18 protein-coding genes are annotated in these 14492 nt (G+C 61.1%); 13 read left to right on the top strand and 5 right to left on the bottom strand.

The features are described from left to right. Positions 1-22 precede the first annotated feature (22 nt). Positions 23-478 carry a hypothetical protein gene (locus Q3Y64_RS14465; protein WP_101944185.1) on the top strand — a complete coding sequence of 152 codons (456 nt, stop codon included), beginning with the start codon at positions 23-25 and terminating at the stop codon, positions 476-478. A 92-nt stretch (positions 479-570) separates the two neighbouring features. Continuing rightward, positions 571-993, top strand: coding sequence for a flagellar basal body-associated protein FliL (gene fliL / locus Q3Y64_RS14460; protein ID WP_101944186.1), 423 nt, complete (start codon positions 571-573; stop codon positions 991-993). Between the two features lie 157 nt (positions 994-1150). Here fliL and Q3Y64_RS14455 read toward each other — a convergent pair whose 3' ends face one another. From Q3Y64_RS14455 to Q3Y64_RS14440, 4 genes are all read right to left on the bottom strand, one after another. After that, positions 1151-1666: a M48 family metallopeptidase gene (locus Q3Y64_RS14455; RefSeq protein WP_101944187.1), complete on the bottom strand. Its 516-nt coding sequence runs from the start codon at positions 1664-1666 to the stop codon at positions 1151-1153. Between the two features lie 70 nt (positions 1667-1736). Then, positions 1737-3104, bottom strand: coding sequence for a sensor histidine kinase KdpD (locus Q3Y64_RS14450; RefSeq protein WP_303562880.1), 1368 nt, complete (start codon positions 3102-3104; stop codon positions 1737-1739). Positions 3105-3156: 52 nt separating this feature from the next. Beyond that, positions 3157-3714 carry a transcription elongation factor GreB gene (gene greB, locus Q3Y64_RS14445; RefSeq protein ID WP_101944189.1) on the bottom strand — a complete coding sequence of 186 codons (558 nt, stop codon included), beginning with the start codon at positions 3712-3714 and terminating at the stop codon, positions 3157-3159. A gap of 54 nt (positions 3715-3768) precedes the next feature. Then, entirely contained in the window at positions 3769-4008 is a 240-nt protein-coding gene (locus tag Q3Y64_RS14440; protein WP_101944190.1) for a DUF3567 family protein, read from the bottom strand. 198 nt (positions 4009-4206) lie between these two features. Here Q3Y64_RS14440 and Q3Y64_RS14435 point away from each other — a divergent pair, with 198 nt between their 5' ends. The 3 genes from Q3Y64_RS14435 to Q3Y64_RS14425 all read left to right on the top strand — a co-directional run bounded on the left by Q3Y64_RS14435 (position 4207) and on the right by Q3Y64_RS14425 (position 8478). Further along, entirely contained in the window at positions 4207-4419 is a 213-nt protein-coding gene (locus tag Q3Y64_RS14435; protein ID WP_101944191.1) for a YdcH family protein, read from the top strand. A 52-nt stretch (positions 4420-4471) separates the two neighbouring features. Further along, positions 4472-5317: an HDOD domain-containing protein gene (locus Q3Y64_RS14430; RefSeq protein ID WP_101944192.1), complete on the top strand. Its 846-nt coding sequence runs from the start codon at positions 4472-4474 to the stop codon at positions 5315-5317. Between the two features lie 275 nt (positions 5318-5592). Beyond that, positions 5593-8478 (top strand): adenosylcobalamin-dependent ribonucleoside-diphosphate reductase, encoded by a 2886-nt coding sequence (locus Q3Y64_RS14425; protein ID WP_303562872.1) that lies wholly within the window; start codon positions 5593-5595, stop codon positions 8476-8478. 66 nt (positions 8479-8544) lie between these two features. Here the strand turns inward: Q3Y64_RS14425 and Q3Y64_RS14420 are convergent, their stop codons facing one another. Next, positions 8545-8904 (bottom strand): hypothetical protein, encoded by a 360-nt coding sequence (locus Q3Y64_RS14420; RefSeq protein ID WP_303562870.1) that lies wholly within the window; start codon positions 8902-8904, stop codon positions 8545-8547. A gap of 157 nt (positions 8905-9061) precedes the next feature. Here Q3Y64_RS14420 and Q3Y64_RS14415 point away from each other — a divergent pair, with 157 nt between their 5' ends. The 8 genes from Q3Y64_RS14415 to Q3Y64_RS14380 all read left to right on the top strand — a co-directional run bounded on the left by Q3Y64_RS14415 (position 9062) and on the right by Q3Y64_RS14380 (position 14477). Beyond that, positions 9062-9448 carry a hypothetical protein gene (locus Q3Y64_RS14415; RefSeq protein ID WP_303562868.1) on the top strand — a complete coding sequence of 129 codons (387 nt, stop codon included), beginning with the start codon at positions 9062-9064 and terminating at the stop codon, positions 9446-9448. 102 nt (positions 9449-9550) lie between these two features. Then, the gene (locus Q3Y64_RS14410) at positions 9551-9838 is read left to right on the top strand and encodes a barstar family protein (protein ID WP_101944466.1); all 288 of its coding nucleotides are present in this window, start codon (positions 9551-9553) and stop codon (positions 9836-9838) included. Positions 9839-9964: 126 nt separating this feature from the next. Then, positions 9965-10546, top strand: a complete 582-nt coding sequence (locus tag Q3Y64_RS14405; protein WP_101944465.1) for a hypothetical protein — start codon at positions 9965-9967, stop codon at positions 10544-10546. Between the two features lie 283 nt (positions 10547-10829). Further along, the gene (locus Q3Y64_RS14400) at positions 10830-11441 is read left to right on the top strand and encodes a 3'-5' exonuclease (RefSeq protein WP_303562863.1); all 612 of its coding nucleotides are present in this window, start codon (positions 10830-10832) and stop codon (positions 11439-11441) included. A 121-nt stretch (positions 11442-11562) separates the two neighbouring features. After that, positions 11563-12213, top strand: coding sequence for an N-methyl-D-aspartate receptor NMDAR2C subunit (locus tag Q3Y64_RS14395; protein WP_303562861.1), 651 nt, complete (start codon positions 11563-11565; stop codon positions 12211-12213). A 473-nt stretch (positions 12214-12686) separates the two neighbouring features. Beyond that, positions 12687-13118, top strand: coding sequence for a hypothetical protein (locus Q3Y64_RS14390; RefSeq protein WP_303562859.1), 432 nt, complete (start codon positions 12687-12689; stop codon positions 13116-13118). A gap of 4 nt (positions 13119-13122) precedes the next feature. Then, complete coding sequence (locus Q3Y64_RS14385) at positions 13123-13875, top strand: hypothetical protein (RefSeq protein ID WP_303562857.1); 753 nt, start codon at positions 13123-13125, stop codon at positions 13873-13875. Positions 13876-13889: 14 nt separating this feature from the next. Next, on the top strand, positions 13890-14477 hold the full coding sequence (locus Q3Y64_RS14380; protein ID WP_303562855.1) for a TIGR00730 family Rossman fold protein: 588 nt from the start codon (positions 13890-13892) through the stop codon (positions 14475-14477). Positions 14478-14492: the final 15 nt, after the last annotated feature.

The following is a 14492-nucleotide window of genomic DNA, read 5'->3' as shown; positions in this document are numbered from 1 at the left end:
GAAGAGATTCACGGAGCCCCTCATGCTGCCCATCCGCTACCTGCTTGTCTGCCTTGCCCTGCTGAGCCTGCTCGGCGGCTGTGCCACCACCCAGTTCTATCCACATGAAGCACGCGAGAACCTTCATGAAGGCAAGGGCGGCAGCCGCTTCACGGTGGAAGGTATTGATGTCTGGTTCAACGGTGAGCCGCCGCGCAAATACGCCATCCTCGGCTACATCGACGATCCGCGCGGCCTCCTGGCTGACGACAACCACCGCAGCATCGACTCTGCCGTGCTCGCCAAGGCCCGCGAGATCGGCGCCAATGCGCTGATCGAAGTGCCGATCCCGACGCGCGCCGCCCCCTCCTCCAGCATCATGGTCGGCGGAGGCTCGGGCTACTACGGCGGCGGCTTCTACGGCATGGGGATGGGAGTCGGCGTTCCGCTCAGCGACAGGCAAAGCGTCAAATACACCGCCCTGAAATATCTCGACTGAATCCTGCGGCGCAGCAATTTCCACTTCAGGAAGCCGCAAGGCTGCCGTAGAAACTTCCGGACCCGCCACTTCTCCCCCAACCGGAGGCCCGGATGTTTTCCCCCGTTTCCCTGCTTGCCCGCAGCAGCTTGCTGTTCGCCTCCCTTATTGCCCTGAGCCTGCCACCGGCACGGGCCAGCGGAGGAGGGGGCGAAGGCGCCAGCGGCCCCGCGCCGATGAATTTCATCGTGAATGTGGGCAAGACCGGACGCGGTGGCGTGATCCTCCAGCTCCAGCTGGTCATGGTGCCGGCCAAGCCTGAAAGCGCCAAGCTGATCGACGACTTCAAGCCCATGCTGCAACACAGGGTGCTGATCGTGGTGGCCGGCATGTCGCCAGACGCGCTACGCACCCAGGAAGGGCGTCAGGAACTGGCAGAATCCCTGGTCGAGGAACTCAATACCGATCTCGAAACGGACGAAAAGAGTGGCATCAAGGAGGTGTTCTTTACCTCCTTCATCTTCCAGCAGATGTAAGAAACCTTGGAAAAAAGCCGCGCGTCCCGTCATTCAGCGCTGTTCATGATCTGATGGCGAGGCCGTGATCAGGGCTTATGCGCTGCTCGGAGCCCTCAGTTATCAACATAAACTCCGGTTCCCGTGCTGGCCTTTCGCTACAGATCGTGACGGCTTCTCAGGCCCACAGCACCGCGCCACCGGACTCGCGCCAGCACAACCAGGCCCGCACATCAAACTCGAGCTGGTGATAGTCCCGCTCCATGTGGCAGCACAGTTGGTAGAAAGCCTTGTCATGATCGCGCTCCTTCAGGTGCGCCAGCTCATGCACTACGATCATGCGCAGGAAAGCCTCAGGCACCTCACGGAACACGCTGGCCACGCGGATCTCGCGCTTGGCCTTGAGTTTCCCTCCCTGCACACGCGAAATCGTGGTGTGCGTGCCGAGCGCATTGCGCAAGGTCTGCAAGCGTGCATCGAAGGCCACCTTGCTGAGCGGCGCGGCATTGCGCAGGCTGCCCGCCTTGAGGCTCTGTACATAGTCGTACAAGGCCGCATCGGAACGAATCTCATGCGCCTGCGGGTAGCGCTGCCGCAAGGCCTCGCCCAGCCGCCCCTGCTCGATGGCGAGCGCTACCTGGCCGCGCAGCGACTCGGGATATCCACTCAGATAGCTCAGCACGACTCCGTCCACGGGAACACTCGCAACACAGGGAGCCGCATTGTGCCCGCAGCCCTGCGCAGCGAAAAGCGCGGCGGGCGGATCAGGGCTGCGCCGGCAGGTCGACGATCAGCTCGGCACCGCCGAGGGCCGCATTGCGCGCCTGGATGCGCCCGCCATGGGCTAGCACGATATGCCGGCAGATCGCCAGGCCCAGGCCGGTCCCCCCCGCACCGGTACGCGTCTGGCTACTCTGCACGAATTCATCGAAGACGCTTTCCAGCTCATCTTCAGGAATGCCCGGGCCGTGATCCACGATCGCCAAGCGTAACCAGGGCAGTTCCTGGCGTGTGGCCGCAACCAGACCGAGATGCACATTAATGCTTCCACCCGGCGGCGAGAACTTGATCGCATTGGAAAGCAGATTGCGCAGCACCTGGCCGATACGCAAGGCATCCAGCGCAGCAGCAGGCAGGCAGGGCTCTTCCTGCACCTCCACCTCCAGCGAGGCCGCCTGCAGCAGAGGCGCCAGCTCCACCAGGGCGGCATCCACCAAGGGGCGCAGGCTCTGGGGCTGGAAGCTCATGCCCATGTGCCCTGCTTCCAGCTTGGAAAGATCCAGCAGCCCGTTGATCAGCCCCAGCAGACGACTGCCGCTCTGGTGCACCCGCTCGAAGTAATCGACGATCTTGCGCTCTCCCGCCCGCTCCATGCCGAGCTGGGAGAAGCTCAGGATCGCGTGCATCGGCGTGCGCAATTCGTGCGACATGTTGGCGAGGAACATGCTTTTCGCCTGACTCGCCTGCTCCGCTCGCGCGCAGGCCGCTTCAGCAGACTCCACCGCCGCCGCCAGCTCCAGTCGCAAGGCATCGGCCCGGCTGAGACTGCCCGCCGCATGGCGGCCATTGACGAAGGAAGTCAGAGTGAACACCAGCATGATGAAGCCAGTCCAGCGCTCGGCCCCGCTCTCCTGCAGGAGCAGAAAAATGCTGCCCGGCCCGAGCATGCCCAGAAAAAAAGCATAGAAGGCCGGCATGTTGGTCGACAAGGACATCACAGCCCCCGCCGCAACGCCCATCAGGCAGAGTGGGGCGACTGCACGCAAACCACTCTCGGCCTCGGGATAAAGCAGGTGACACAGCGCCCCCCAGATCAGGCCGGAGGCCCCCGCCATCAGCGCAAAACGGCGCTCCCACTGCGGCCCGCGCAGAAGTCCCTGTGGGTCGTTACGCCAGCGATGGGCAAGATAGAGTCGCCCGCCACTCACCGCGTTGAGTAACAAGGCCCAGGCATACAGCGCCCAGGCCGGACGCATGGCGCCATGAAACACCACCAGAACCAGCAGGCTGGCCAGTCCGGAAACAGCCAGGGCCCGGCGACTGTAGTCCAGATGCAGGCGCAACAAGGACTCGCGTGCGCGCGCCTGCATCACTGGATCAGGGCGATCAGAGGAACAAGCGCTATCAGCCACGGAAGACTCCTTGTCTTCCCGCTTTCACGACCGGCGAAGACGTCAACTTGAATCAGTCCTGCTTCAGATAACGGATTTCGAGCACATCCAGCTCACGCAGCCCACCCGGACTGGCAAAACGCACCGTGTCACCCTCGCGGGCTTTCATCAGCGCCTTGGCCAGGGGCGAGATCCAGCTCACCAGCCCCTCGCTGGCATTGGCCTCATCCACACCCACGATCTGATAGACGAACTCCTCGCCCTCCTGATCGCAAACCGTCACCGTCGCCCCGAAAAAGACCTGCTCCAGATTCTCCTGCGCATCCGGGTCGACCACCGTTGCCGACTCCAGCCGCTTGATCAGGAAACGGATGCGTCGGTCGATCTCGCGCAGACGGCGCTTTCCATAAATGTAGTCACCGTTCTCGGAGCGATCACCATTGGACGCCGCCCACGACACGATGGACACCACCTCCGGCCGCTCCACGCGCACCAGCTGGTCGAGCTCGGCCTTCAGGCGGTTGAAGCCGCGCCGAGTGATGTAGTACTTGCTGCCCGCAGGCAAAGAGGGTTCAGCAGCGAGTTCGTCATCGTCGTCCTCGCTGCCTTCCTTGACGAAAGCCTTGTTCATGCGGCCAAGGATGCCACAGCCGTGCCGGAGCGGAAAACTTCCGTCGCGCAGGCGCTACTGATAGATCGCCGGCTGGGTCAGCAAGGCGTCGAAGCCATCAAGATAGGGATCGAAATCAAGCTCCTCGCCCTCCTCGTTCTGCTCCATCGCATCCTTCAGCTCGCGCTTGAAACGCTGGGCTGCATCACCCTCGAGTAAAACCCCGCGGGCCTTGCGTTTGTCGATCACTTCAATCGCCCCGACCGAGGGGTAGTCCACCACGTACAACACCGGATTGTTCAATACGATATTCATGATGAACCTCCTGTTACGTCGGGTTGGCGGCAAGGCAGGAGAACGATTTCACCAGGGCCTGATTTTGATATCGGTCCGCGAAGGGATTTCTCAAGTCCCCGATGGTTACGAGTTGTGTCGATGGCTTTAGGTTCCCCTGTTCAAACGCTATCGTGGACAGGAAAGCATCACAATAAGAAAAATTTCAGGAGCACACCGATGAGCGACATGTTCCAGGCTGCGATGAGCCTCAGTCATCGTCTCGACACCCTGCGCGCCGAACACCGCGAGCTGGATGAAGCAATCTCCCGCCTGTGCAACGGCGAATCGGAAGACGAGGTCATGGTGCGGCGCCTCAAAAAACGTAAATTGCTGGTCAAAGACCGCATCAACATCATCGAACACACCCTCGGCCCGGAAACTCAGGCCTGACAACCCCATCCCTTGCGGGGATAATGCGCCGATTCATCCGCAGGGGAGTGCCATGCATCTAGCTCAGGAACTCGTTGCCAGCCAGGACCACCTGGCCAGTCTGCCTGACCTGTACTACAAGATCCGCCAGGCGCTGGCGCGCCCCGAGCTGAGCATCGGCGAACTGGCCGAGCTGATAGCCAACGACCCCGCCCTCTCCGGCACCCTGCTGCACATCGCCAACAGTGCTTTCTACGGCTTCCCGCGACGCATCGAAACGCTCTCTCGCGCCATCAGCCTGATCGGCATGGAACAAGTAGGCGATATCGTGCTGGCTGGCACCCTGGCTGCCGCCTTTCACGGCATCCGCCCGCAGCGCATGGACATGCAACGCTTCTGGCGCGGCAGCATCCGCCGTGCATTGCTCTGCCGTCAGTTCGCGCGCAGCCTTGAGAACCGAGACTCCGAACGCAGTTTCATCATCGGCTTGCTCTCGGACATGGGCCACCTCGTGATGTACCACGCGGTAGCGGACCTGATGGGCATCGTGCTCGAGATGTCCAGCCTGGACCTGCGCGAACTAGCCCAAAAGGAGCGCGAAATCATCGGCTGCGACTTCAGTGAGGTCGGCGCGGCCCTCTGCGCCTCCTGGATGCTGCCGGCCAGCATCGGCACCGTCATCGGCTCGCAGCTCCAGCCTGCACTGGCCGGCGAATTTTCCTCCGAAGCCGCACGCCTGAACCTGGCCATCTCGATGGCCGAAGCCAGCGAACGTGGCGAGACCATCAGCGCCGCCTGCCCGCTGCTGGACCCGGACACTCCGGAGCTGTCTGGCGTCGACCTCGCACTGCTGCCCGTTTTTGCCGAAAACTGCGATGCCCAGCTCGAATCGGTGATGCAGTCCCTCGGGCTGGCCTGAAAACCCGCGCTTCAGAAAAGGTTTCTCGCCCACAGCGGAATCCGCTACGGGTTTTCCCGCCATCAGCTTTTTTCATGCGCTGAAAAGCCTTGCCAAAAGGCCGTTTCCGACGCACCTGCCCTTCAAGGCACAACCCTACATCTAGTGCAAGACTGCAAATCCAAAACTAGATGTAGTACCGTTCGCCTGTTCCAACGCTGCCGCCAGCCCCTCGTACCAAACGAGGCTTCTCAGGCGCCGCACGCCACAAAAAATCACTTATGGGAGTCACCACGATGGATGCACAGATCCGCGACGAAGCCGTTTCCACCCTCGCAGAGCAAGAAATCTCGGGTGAGATCCTGCTCGAGAAATATGCGAAGGGTGACGAAACCTCGGTCACCGATGTGCGCCGTCGCGTCGCTCGCGCCCTCGCGGCCGTCGAAACTGAAGACAAGCGCGCCAAGTGGGAAGAGCGCTTCTTCGAAGCCCAGGTCGCCGGCTTCATCCCGGGTGGGCGCATCAACTCCGCCGCCGGCACCTCGCTGGCCGCCACCCTGATCAACTGCTTCGTGCAACCGGTGGGCGACTCCATCACCGAAGAAGTCGACGGCCGCCCCGGCATCTACACGGCGCTCTCGCACGCCGCCGAAACCATGCGTCGTGGCGGTGGTGTGGGTTACGACTTCTCCTCGATCCGCCCGGTGGGCGCTGCGGTGCATGGCACCCAGAGCCGCGCTTCCGGCCCGGTCAGCTACATGCGCGTGTTCGACCGCTCCTGCGAAACCGTAGAGTCCGCCGGAGCCCGCCGTGGCGCGCAGATGGGCGTATTGAGATGCGACCACCCGGATATCGAAGCCTTCATCCATGCCAAGGATTCCGGTGACCTCTCCAACTTCAACATCTCCATCGGCGTGAGCGACGCGTTCATGAGCGCCGTTGAAACCAATGGCGACATCGAACTGGTGCACAAGGCCGAGCCGGCCAGTGACATCAAGGCCGCTGGCGCCTACCAGCGCGACGACGGCCTGTGGGTGTACCGCAAGGTGCCGGCCCGCGATCTGTGGGAGCAAGTCATGCGCTCCACCTACGATCACGCCGAGCCGGGCATCCTGTTCCTGGATCGCATGAACAAGGACAACAACCTTAACTACTGCGAAACCATCGAAGCCACCAACCCCTGCGCCGAGCAGCCTCTGCCGCCGTATGGCTGCTGCTGCCTGGGCTCGATCAACCTCACCCGCTTCATCAAGAGCCCCTTCACCAAGAAGGCAAAGTTCGATGAAGTCGCCTTCGGCAAGTGCGTTGCCACCTCGATCCGCATGCTGGATAACGTGCTCGACGTGACACACTGGCCGCTCGACCTGCAAGCGCAGGAAGCCGCCAACAAGCGCCGCGTCGGCCTCGGCTTCACCGGTCTGGGCGACGCCCTGATCATGCTCGGCCTGCGTTACGACACCCAGGCCGCCCGCGACATGGCCACCCAGATCAGCAAGGCCATGCGCGACTCCGCCTACCTCGCCTCGGTCGAACTGGCCAAGGAGCGCGGCGCCTTCCCGCTGTTCAACGCCGACATGTATCTGTCGGGCGGCAACTTCGCCTCGCGCCTGCCGAACGAAGTCAAAGAGCAAGTGCGCAAGCACGGCATCCGCAACTCCCACCTACTCTCGATTGCCCCCACCGGCACGATTTCGCTGGCCTTTGCGGATAACGCCTCGAACGGCATCGAGCCGCCCTTCTCCTGGACCTACACCCGCAAAAAACGCATGGTGGATGGCACCCACAAGGAATACGCGGTCGAAGACTACGCGTGGCGCCTCTACAAGCACCTCGGCGGCAACACCGCCCAGCTGCCCGAATACTTCGTCACCGCGCTGGAACTCTCCGCCGCCGCGCACAAGGACATGGTTGCTGCCGTCGCCCCGTATGTCGACACCGCCATCTCCAAGACCGTGAACGTGCCGGAAGACTATCCCTACGCCGATTTCGAAGACCTCTACATGAGCGCCTGGAAGTCCGGTCTCAAAGGGCTGGCCACCTATCGCCCGAACAGCGTACTCGGCTCCGTCCTCTCCGTTGGCCCGAGCACCCCGGCCGCTGGCGACGACAAGAAGGCCCCGCACGACGTGCAGATGAGTGATGCCAACCGCCGCCTCACCATCCCCAACCTGCCCGCGCCCGTGCTCTCCAGCCTGCGCTGGCCGGGTCGCCCGGAGATGCCCGACGGCAACCTCTCCTGGACCTACATGCTCAACAGCCCCTCGGGCAGTTTTGCAATCTTCGTCGGCCAGGCAGAGAACGGCCGCCCCGGCCACAGCAAGCCCTTCGAAGTGTGGGTGAATGGTGCTGACCAGCCGCGCGGCCTCGGCGCCGTCGCCAAGACCCTGTCGATGGACATGCGCGCCAATGACCGCGCCTGGCTCAAGCTCAAGCTCGACACCCTGGCCCATACCGTCGGTGAAGCCTCCTTCGAGCTGCCCTTCCCGCCGCACGGCGAGCACAAGCGCGTGCCCGGCGTCGTCTCGGCCTTCGCCCAGATCATCCGTCACCGCTGCGAAGCCCTCGGAGCCTTTGAAGGCGAAGGCGAAACCCCGGTACGCGACGCCGTATTCTCGGTGGCCGAACCCAAGACCGGCGCCGATGGCACCCTTTCCTGGACGGTAGACATCCAGAACCCGGCGACCAATGAAGACTTCGTGCTGGGCCTGAAAGAAATCACCCTGCCGGACGGCCCCGGAGGTCAGCCCCAGACCCGCCCCTACTCCATGTGGCTCTCGGGCAACTACCCGCGCGCCCTGGATGGTCTGGCCCGCCTGCTCTCGCTCGACATGCGCGTGGTCGACCCGGCCTGGATCGGCATGAAGCTGCGTAAGCTCCTGAACTACCCGGAACCCCTGGGTGACTTCATGGCCTTCGTGCCCGGCACCCGCCGCCAGCAAAACTGGCCCAGCACCGTCGCCTACCTGGCCCGCCTCGTCATCCACCGCTACGCCATGCTCGGCGTGCTGGACGAGAACGGCTACCCGATGCGCGAAATGGGCATCCTCGAAACCCCACGTGAGAAGGAAGAGCCCAAAGTCATGCAGGGTGCAGCCTGCCCCGAATGCGGCAACCACACCATGATCAGGAAGGATGGGTGTGATTTCTGCACGGCTTGCGGGGCGGTGGGGACTTGTGGGTGATTGGAAGTTTGTGGAATTGAAACGAGGCTCCGAAAGGGGCCTTGTTTTTATTAGTCGAAACAAGATCTAAACAACGTTAGCGAGCATCAAAATAAGCATGGTCACTAAGCACAAGATTTCAGCCGCAAAGATTGCGATCAGAAAGCTACCGTTAGTAAATTGTGCAATCACGGCCAGAAGAAAGCTTATTGCAGCTACGGTGTCTCGAGCATATCGAGATGATCGCTTCTTTGTTGCTTGCTTGTTTCGGCGTGTGTTTTCAGTATCGGCACTTCTTGTTTCTGTGTTCGTCGTCACGTATATAAGCTCCGGCGATGAGTCGAGATTGGCTAGATATATAAAACCAGCAACTGCGGTTGTCGCATTGGTTACGTTATTATTTAAAATCGCATCTGAGAGCGTTGATGTTTCTTCGAGGAAAAACACGTTTATCCACAAACAAAGAATGAAAGCATTGGCCGTCCGTGATGTTCGCTAACAATTCCGTCGAGAGGGACGGTTTGAAGCTGCGCTTCAAATTCCCTTCGCCTGCGGCTCCGGCCGCCCCTCACGTCAAACGTTAGGCGAAGTCGAATCACCCACCATGCGAACCTACGAAGAAATCAGAAAGTACAACCCGGATTTCGTTGTCAGATATCGCTTGTACTCGCCTTCCGAAGGTGGGCGAAAAATCACGTTTCAGCATCTGCGCTGTGATTTCATGTATGAAGGTGATGATCCATCCAAAGATGGCATTTACATGATTCACCCGCAGTTTTTGGATGAGGAAGGGAATGCTTTGCCCCAAGATCAGGCAGTGCCATTGGAAGGAAAGACTTCTATGTGGATACTGGTTCCAGAAATGCGTGCCTCGATCCACAAGGCAAGAGCGACGGTTGGCACCAAGGGTTACTTCATGGAGGGTTCGCGCAAAGTTGGCGAAGTCACAATCGACGAAATCGTTGGCTTGTATGAAAACCCCGTCGCCTAACAATTCCGTCGAGAGGGACCGCCTGCAAGCTGCGCTTGCAGGTTCCCTTCGCGGCTTCGCCGCTGCGGCGGCCCCTCACGTCAAACGTTAGGCGTCGTTCAAATGTCCCGTGCCGCCCATGTCACTGTTGATTTGTCAGATGTCCGTGATTCAAATGCTCTCCACAGTTCGCTGTCGGTGTCGCTTGGCTTTCCAGGTTGGTACGGGTACAACTGGAATGCATTTTGGGATGCAATCACCGGCCTAGTTGAAATGCCGGAAGTATTAGAGTTAAAAGGTTGGGCATTGTTTTGTGCGTCTCAGCCCGGTGAAGCCGAAATGATGAAGCAGTGTCTTGATGATATGAGCGATCAGTATCCTCAGATCGCATCAAGAGTTATCTACTCATAACACCCATCACACATGCGGCCGTCGCCTAACAATTCCGTCGAGAGGGACCGCCTGCAAGCTGCGCTTGCAGGTTCCCTTCGCGGCTTTGCCGCTACGGCGGCCCCTCGCGTCAAACGTTAGACCTCTATGAACCGCCAAGAAACCGTCGAGCAACTCAAGCGCGTATGGGCTGTACTCGCCTCAGATCTAGACGAGGCTCTTGCCTATGGTCGACAGAACTCCTCGGCGTTTGCGCACCGCACCCTTGTGCGAACTCACTTCGCGATGATCGAAGGCCTCTCATACCAGCTTCGTCAAGTCACCTTGACGTCTCTTGAGGGAACGGATCTAGTGACCCCAATCGAGATCGCGTTGCTTCGGGAGGAACGCTACTTCCTGAATGGGAAGGGCCATCCAGAACCAAAAGAGGACTTCCAGACCTTCCTGCCCAGTCTTCTTTTCTCAATCCGCAGCTACCTAAAGAACCACGGTGCGACCTATGAGCCCGATACTAGTCATCACGGTTGGGAAGCACTACGGAAGGCTGTTGATATTCGAAATCGCCTTATGCATCCCAAGTCCGAGGCGTGCCTGCATCTCTCTGAAACCGATCTCAAGATCTTTACTGAGGCCGCAGCATGGTGGAAAAAGACCATTCTCGGTATGTTTTCCGCCTGCGATGAGGCCGACGACTACTGGCGATCGCAGTTGATGGCACGCGGGCAATGATCTCAATTGCTGTCGGGCCGAGGTCTAACCCCTCCGTCAAGGATACATTCCCAGGACGGTGCGCAATGCGCACCCTACATTCGATGATCACGTCCACGCACGGCGACGAGCGACCTTATGCGAACTCCAACGTAAAGGCTGGGGCCAAGTCCTAAATTTAAGCATTTGTTGTTTTGGAATCCCCGCCCGGTGGGCCATGAGCAAGTAGCTCGGATGACGGTTTCGCCGGAATCCGGCGCCTCAGCCCTGTACACTGCCCCGCTCCCCCGCACGAAAGCCTCCGATGAAGAAGAAAGGCCCGTCGAAAGACGACACCGCTTTGCTACCGCCCTTCCCGGCGCTGACGCTAGCGCAAATCCAGGTACCCAACACGCCCGATGCGTTCTCTGCCGCCGCCGCCGAAATCATGGCGGCAGGCAGCGCGGGGTTCGATACGGAAGCTCGCCCCACCTTTCATGTCGGCCAGGTGAGTGATGGCCCGCATATCGTGCAATTTGCACTCGCCGACAAGGCCTTCATCTTCCAGACGCGCCACGCCGCAGGCTGCGCTGCATTGGTCGATCTGCTGCAATCGGCACATCTGCTCAAGGCGGGGTTCGGCCTCAAGTCGGACTGCAGCCAGATCCGCCACAAGCTGGGGGCCCAGCTCGCTGGAGTGTTGGATCTCGATCATCTGTTCCGCAAGGATGGCTACAGCGGCGACATGGGCGTACGCGCAGCTGTCGGGCTGATGCTCGGCCAGCGCTTTCACAAGTCGAAGAAACTGACGACTTCGAACTGGTCACTCCCCGAACTCTCGGCCCCGCAATTGCTCTACGCGGCTAACGATGCCTATGCCGCCTTCAAGGTGCTGGAAGCCATGCGCCTGCAGCGGCCGGAGTTGCTGACCGTCTGAGCCGGCACTGGCGGGGCTCTGACCCACAATAGCCCCTGCAAGCCTACGCTTTCCTGCGCACAGCTTTCGCCCACCCTGCGGCAGAATGACGCCATGCCTGTTCGTCCACCGGAGCTTCGCAATGGATACGCTACTCGTGTCATGGGATCGATTCTGGATCGCCGCCGGTGCGCGGCAGCCCGCCCCGGGCTTGCTGGCCGAACTGCTGCTAGCCTGGACGGAGCCACATCGCCACTACCACAACCTGCAACATCTGGCTGAATGCCTTAGCCTGCTCGAGGCACATGCCCACCTGGCAAAGAGCCCGGCCGCGATCGGCCTGGCCCTGTTCTTCCACGACGCCATCTACGATCCACCCGCTCAGGACAACGAGGCCCGCAGCGCCGACTGGGCGCGTCAGGCCCTCGGCGCTGCGGGCTTCGAGGAGCGCTTCATCGAGCAGGTGGCCGACATGATCCTCGCCACCCGCCACGCCACGCAGGAGGCAGAAGGAGACACAGCACTGCTGCTGGACATCGATCTGGCCATCCTCGGCGCCAACCCGCATCGTTTTGCCGAGTACGAAGCACAGGTGCGGGCCGAGTACGCCTGGGTTGCCGAGCCGGCCTTCCGCACGGCTCGGGCGCAACTGCTGCGTAGCTTTCTCGCGCGCCCACACCTCTACCGCACAGCGGCCTTTGCTGAGCTGGAGAGCCGCGCCCGCGGCAATCTGGATACGGCCTTGCGGACCCTCGAGAACACGAGTGACACCGCAGAACACGAAGCAGCCTGAGCATTGGAGACAGACGCTGGCGCATTCCAATGCTGCGTCGCATCAACACCTCCTATCACTCGATAGAACAATTAAATCATTGATTTTGATAACTTTTCTGGATGCAAAGATTTAAAACTTGAGTTGGATACTCGGGTTTACCCGGTAGATACTTCAGCCATCAAGCACCGCATCCGGTGCCCTAACAGCGAGAGGTAGTCATCATGTCCAAGCAAGTTCAAAGCGCAATCGAATCTTCCGGCAAATATCTGGGCGCCATCGCCTTCGCATCGGTGGCTCTGCTGCCGACGGTCTATCAGGTTGTGCTGCTGAGTCACTGATCTGGCATGCTCCGCAACACGCCCGAGGGGCCGGCAAACGCCGGCCCCTCGGCATTTGTGCCGCCACAGACGCACGCAATAGAGCATTCCGGCTTCTCCTTGTAACGCGGAATCAGCTACGCTCGGCCTGTCTCCCGCCAACCGGCCGCCGCCATGCGCTTTCGCCCATATCTGTCTTGCCTCGCTGCGCTGCTGGCGCTCTTTCTCGGCGCCTGTGCTGGGCCGGCCGGCATGAACCGCGAAGAGCCGCGTGACATCATCGTACGCAATCTCAGTGAGCGGGATTTCGCCAGCGTTACGCTGCAGAACGTGCGCACCAGCAATGCGCCAGGGGCCTCTTTCGGCCAGATCGCACCACTGCCGCGAGGTGTGTCTCAGATCTATGGCCGCCCATCCAATCCAGCCCGCTTGCCGGATCAGCTGATGCTGGTGCTGACCGAGCCCTCCGGCTATCAGCACACGCGCGATTGCGAGCTCTCGACGGTACTGGGCCAGCGCGACAATCCGGCACTGGAGATGGCGCTGGTGTTCGAGATCAGTCGCACGCTGGCCGTGCGTATCTTTCTCGAACCCGTCCAGCGCTGAGCTCATGTCTGGACTTCCTGATGCTGGCTTTCTCGACGAGCGCGGCCTGAATCGCCAGCACGTCTTCAACCTCGCGGCACTCCCGGCAGATCTGCTCGCGCCGCTGGCGCCCGCCGCACACGAACGCCAGCTGATCCTTTTCGGCCACGCCGGACGGCGTCTGTGGGAATGCGTGCAGGCTGAGGGGCTGAGCAGCGCTCATCCTATCGACGAGTACAGCCTGCGCACGGTGGAGCATTGGCTGCGACGGAACCTGCCGGAAACACAGGCGCGTTTCGTGTTCCCGAATACACCCAGCCATCAGCGTATAGGCCTGCAACGCCTCGGTCAGTTCGCTGGCTGGCATCACCCCGCGCCCTTCATGCTTGGTGTGGATGCCAAGTGGGGCAGCTGGTTCGCCTATCGCGCGGCCATCCTCACCGACACAAACCTGCCCGCATCCGCCATCGAAGACCTTGGTCATCCCTGCCCAGCCTGTACAGACAAGCCCTGTATCAGCGCTTGCCCAGGCAAGGCGCTGGAGGGCGGGCGCTTCGACATGGCAGCCTGCCATCAACACCGCCTGGCTGATCAATCCCCTTGCGCGCTGGGCTGCCTTGCCCGCCAGGCTTGCCCGGTGGGTGCGGAACATCGCTATGAGGACAGCCAGATCCAGCACAGCGCTGCTGGTTCGCTGGCCTGGATCCGGGCTCAGCCAGAACCTGAAGTCTTGCTCACCGCCGCCTCGCCCACTAAGCTCGCGCCATCTCGCATCTGAAAGTCCCTCGCCCCATGCTATCCCTCTGCGTTTTCTGCGGTGCCTCCAGTGGTCACGACCACGCCTATGCCGATGCTGCCCGCGCTTTTGGCCAGAGCCTCGCGGAGCACCGCATCGAACTGGTGTGGGGCGGCGGCCATGTCGGCCTGATGGGGGTGGTGGCGGATGCGGTGCACGCCCATCGTGGCAAGAGCTACGGAGTAATCCCGGAATTCATGGCCGAACGCGAGCTGGCTCACCCCTTCGCCACCGAGATGGTGGTGGTCGATTCGATGCACACCCGCAAGGCCGCGATGGCTGAACGCGCGCAGGGTTTCGTGGCGCTGCCCGGCGGCTACGGCACCATGGATGAACTCTTCGAGATCCTCACCTGGGCACAGCTGCACATCCACCACAAACCGGTAGGGCTGCTCAATGTAAAGGGCTTTTTCGATCCGCTGCTGGCCTTCATGCGTCACATGGTCAGCGCCGGTTTCGTCAAGCAGACGCAGCTCGATCAACTGCATGTGGCCGAGTCGCCTGAAGCCCTGATTGCAGCCATGCGCCTGCACCGCGCTCCGGAAGGCGACTGGCTCGCCAAGGTATCCAGCGCGCACGGCTGAACTATCGACACCATA

The sequence above is a fragment of the Uliginosibacterium sp. 31-12 genome, from assembly GCF_030548425.1.
Classification (GTDB): Bacteria; Pseudomonadota; Gammaproteobacteria; order Burkholderiales; family Rhodocyclaceae; genus Uliginosibacterium; species Uliginosibacterium aquaticum.
This window is presented reverse-complemented; position numbering and strand designations above follow the sequence as displayed.

Bases quoted from the DNA above. Each gene is read 5' to 3' on its own strand.
- Q3Y64_RS14395 (WP_303562861.1), top strand. From the start codon at position 11,563: ATGGATACGCTACTCGTGTCATGGGATCGATTCTGGATCGCCGCCGGT.
- Q3Y64_RS14400 (WP_303562863.1), top strand. From the start codon at position 10,830: ATGAAGAAGAAAGGCCCGTCGAAAGACGACACCGCTTTGCTACCGCCC.
- Q3Y64_RS14390 (WP_303562859.1), top strand. From the start codon at position 12,687: ATGCGCTTTCGCCCATATCTGTCTTGCCTCGCTGCGCTGCTGGCGCTC.
- Q3Y64_RS14425 (WP_303562872.1), top strand. From the start codon at position 5,593: ATGGATGCACAGATCCGCGACGAAGCCGTTTCCACCCTCGCAGAGCAA.
- Q3Y64_RS14435 (WP_101944191.1), top strand. From the start codon at position 4,207: ATGAGCGACATGTTCCAGGCTGCGATGAGCCTCAGTCATCGTCTCGAC.
- fliL (WP_101944186.1), top strand. From the start codon at position 571: ATGTTTTCCCCCGTTTCCCTGCTTGCCCGCAGCAGCTTGCTGTTCGCC.
- Q3Y64_RS14380 (WP_303562855.1), top strand. From the start codon at position 13,890: ATGCTATCCCTCTGCGTTTTCTGCGGTGCCTCCAGTGGTCACGACCAC.
- Q3Y64_RS14465 (WP_101944185.1), top strand. From the start codon at position 23: ATGCTGCCCATCCGCTACCTGCTTGTCTGCCTTGCCCTGCTGAGCCTG.
- Q3Y64_RS14410 (WP_101944466.1), top strand. From the start codon at position 9,551: ATGTCCCGTGCCGCCCATGTCACTGTTGATTTGTCAGATGTCCGTGAT.
- Q3Y64_RS14415 (WP_303562868.1), top strand. From the start codon at position 9,062: ATGCGAACCTACGAAGAAATCAGAAAGTACAACCCGGATTTCGTTGTC.
- Q3Y64_RS14440 (WP_101944190.1), bottom strand. From the start codon at position 4,008: ATGAATATCGTATTGAACAATCCGGTGTTGTACGTGGTGGACTACCCC.
- Q3Y64_RS14385 (WP_303562857.1), top strand. From the start codon at position 13,123: ATGTCTGGACTTCCTGATGCTGGCTTTCTCGACGAGCGCGGCCTGAAT.
- greB (WP_101944189.1), bottom strand. From the start codon at position 3,714: ATGAACAAGGCTTTCGTCAAGGAAGGCAGCGAGGACGACGATGACGAA.
- Q3Y64_RS14405 (WP_101944465.1), top strand. From the start codon at position 9,965: ATGAACCGCCAAGAAACCGTCGAGCAACTCAAGCGCGTATGGGCTGTA.
- Q3Y64_RS14430 (WP_101944192.1), top strand. From the start codon at position 4,472: ATGCATCTAGCTCAGGAACTCGTTGCCAGCCAGGACCACCTGGCCAGT.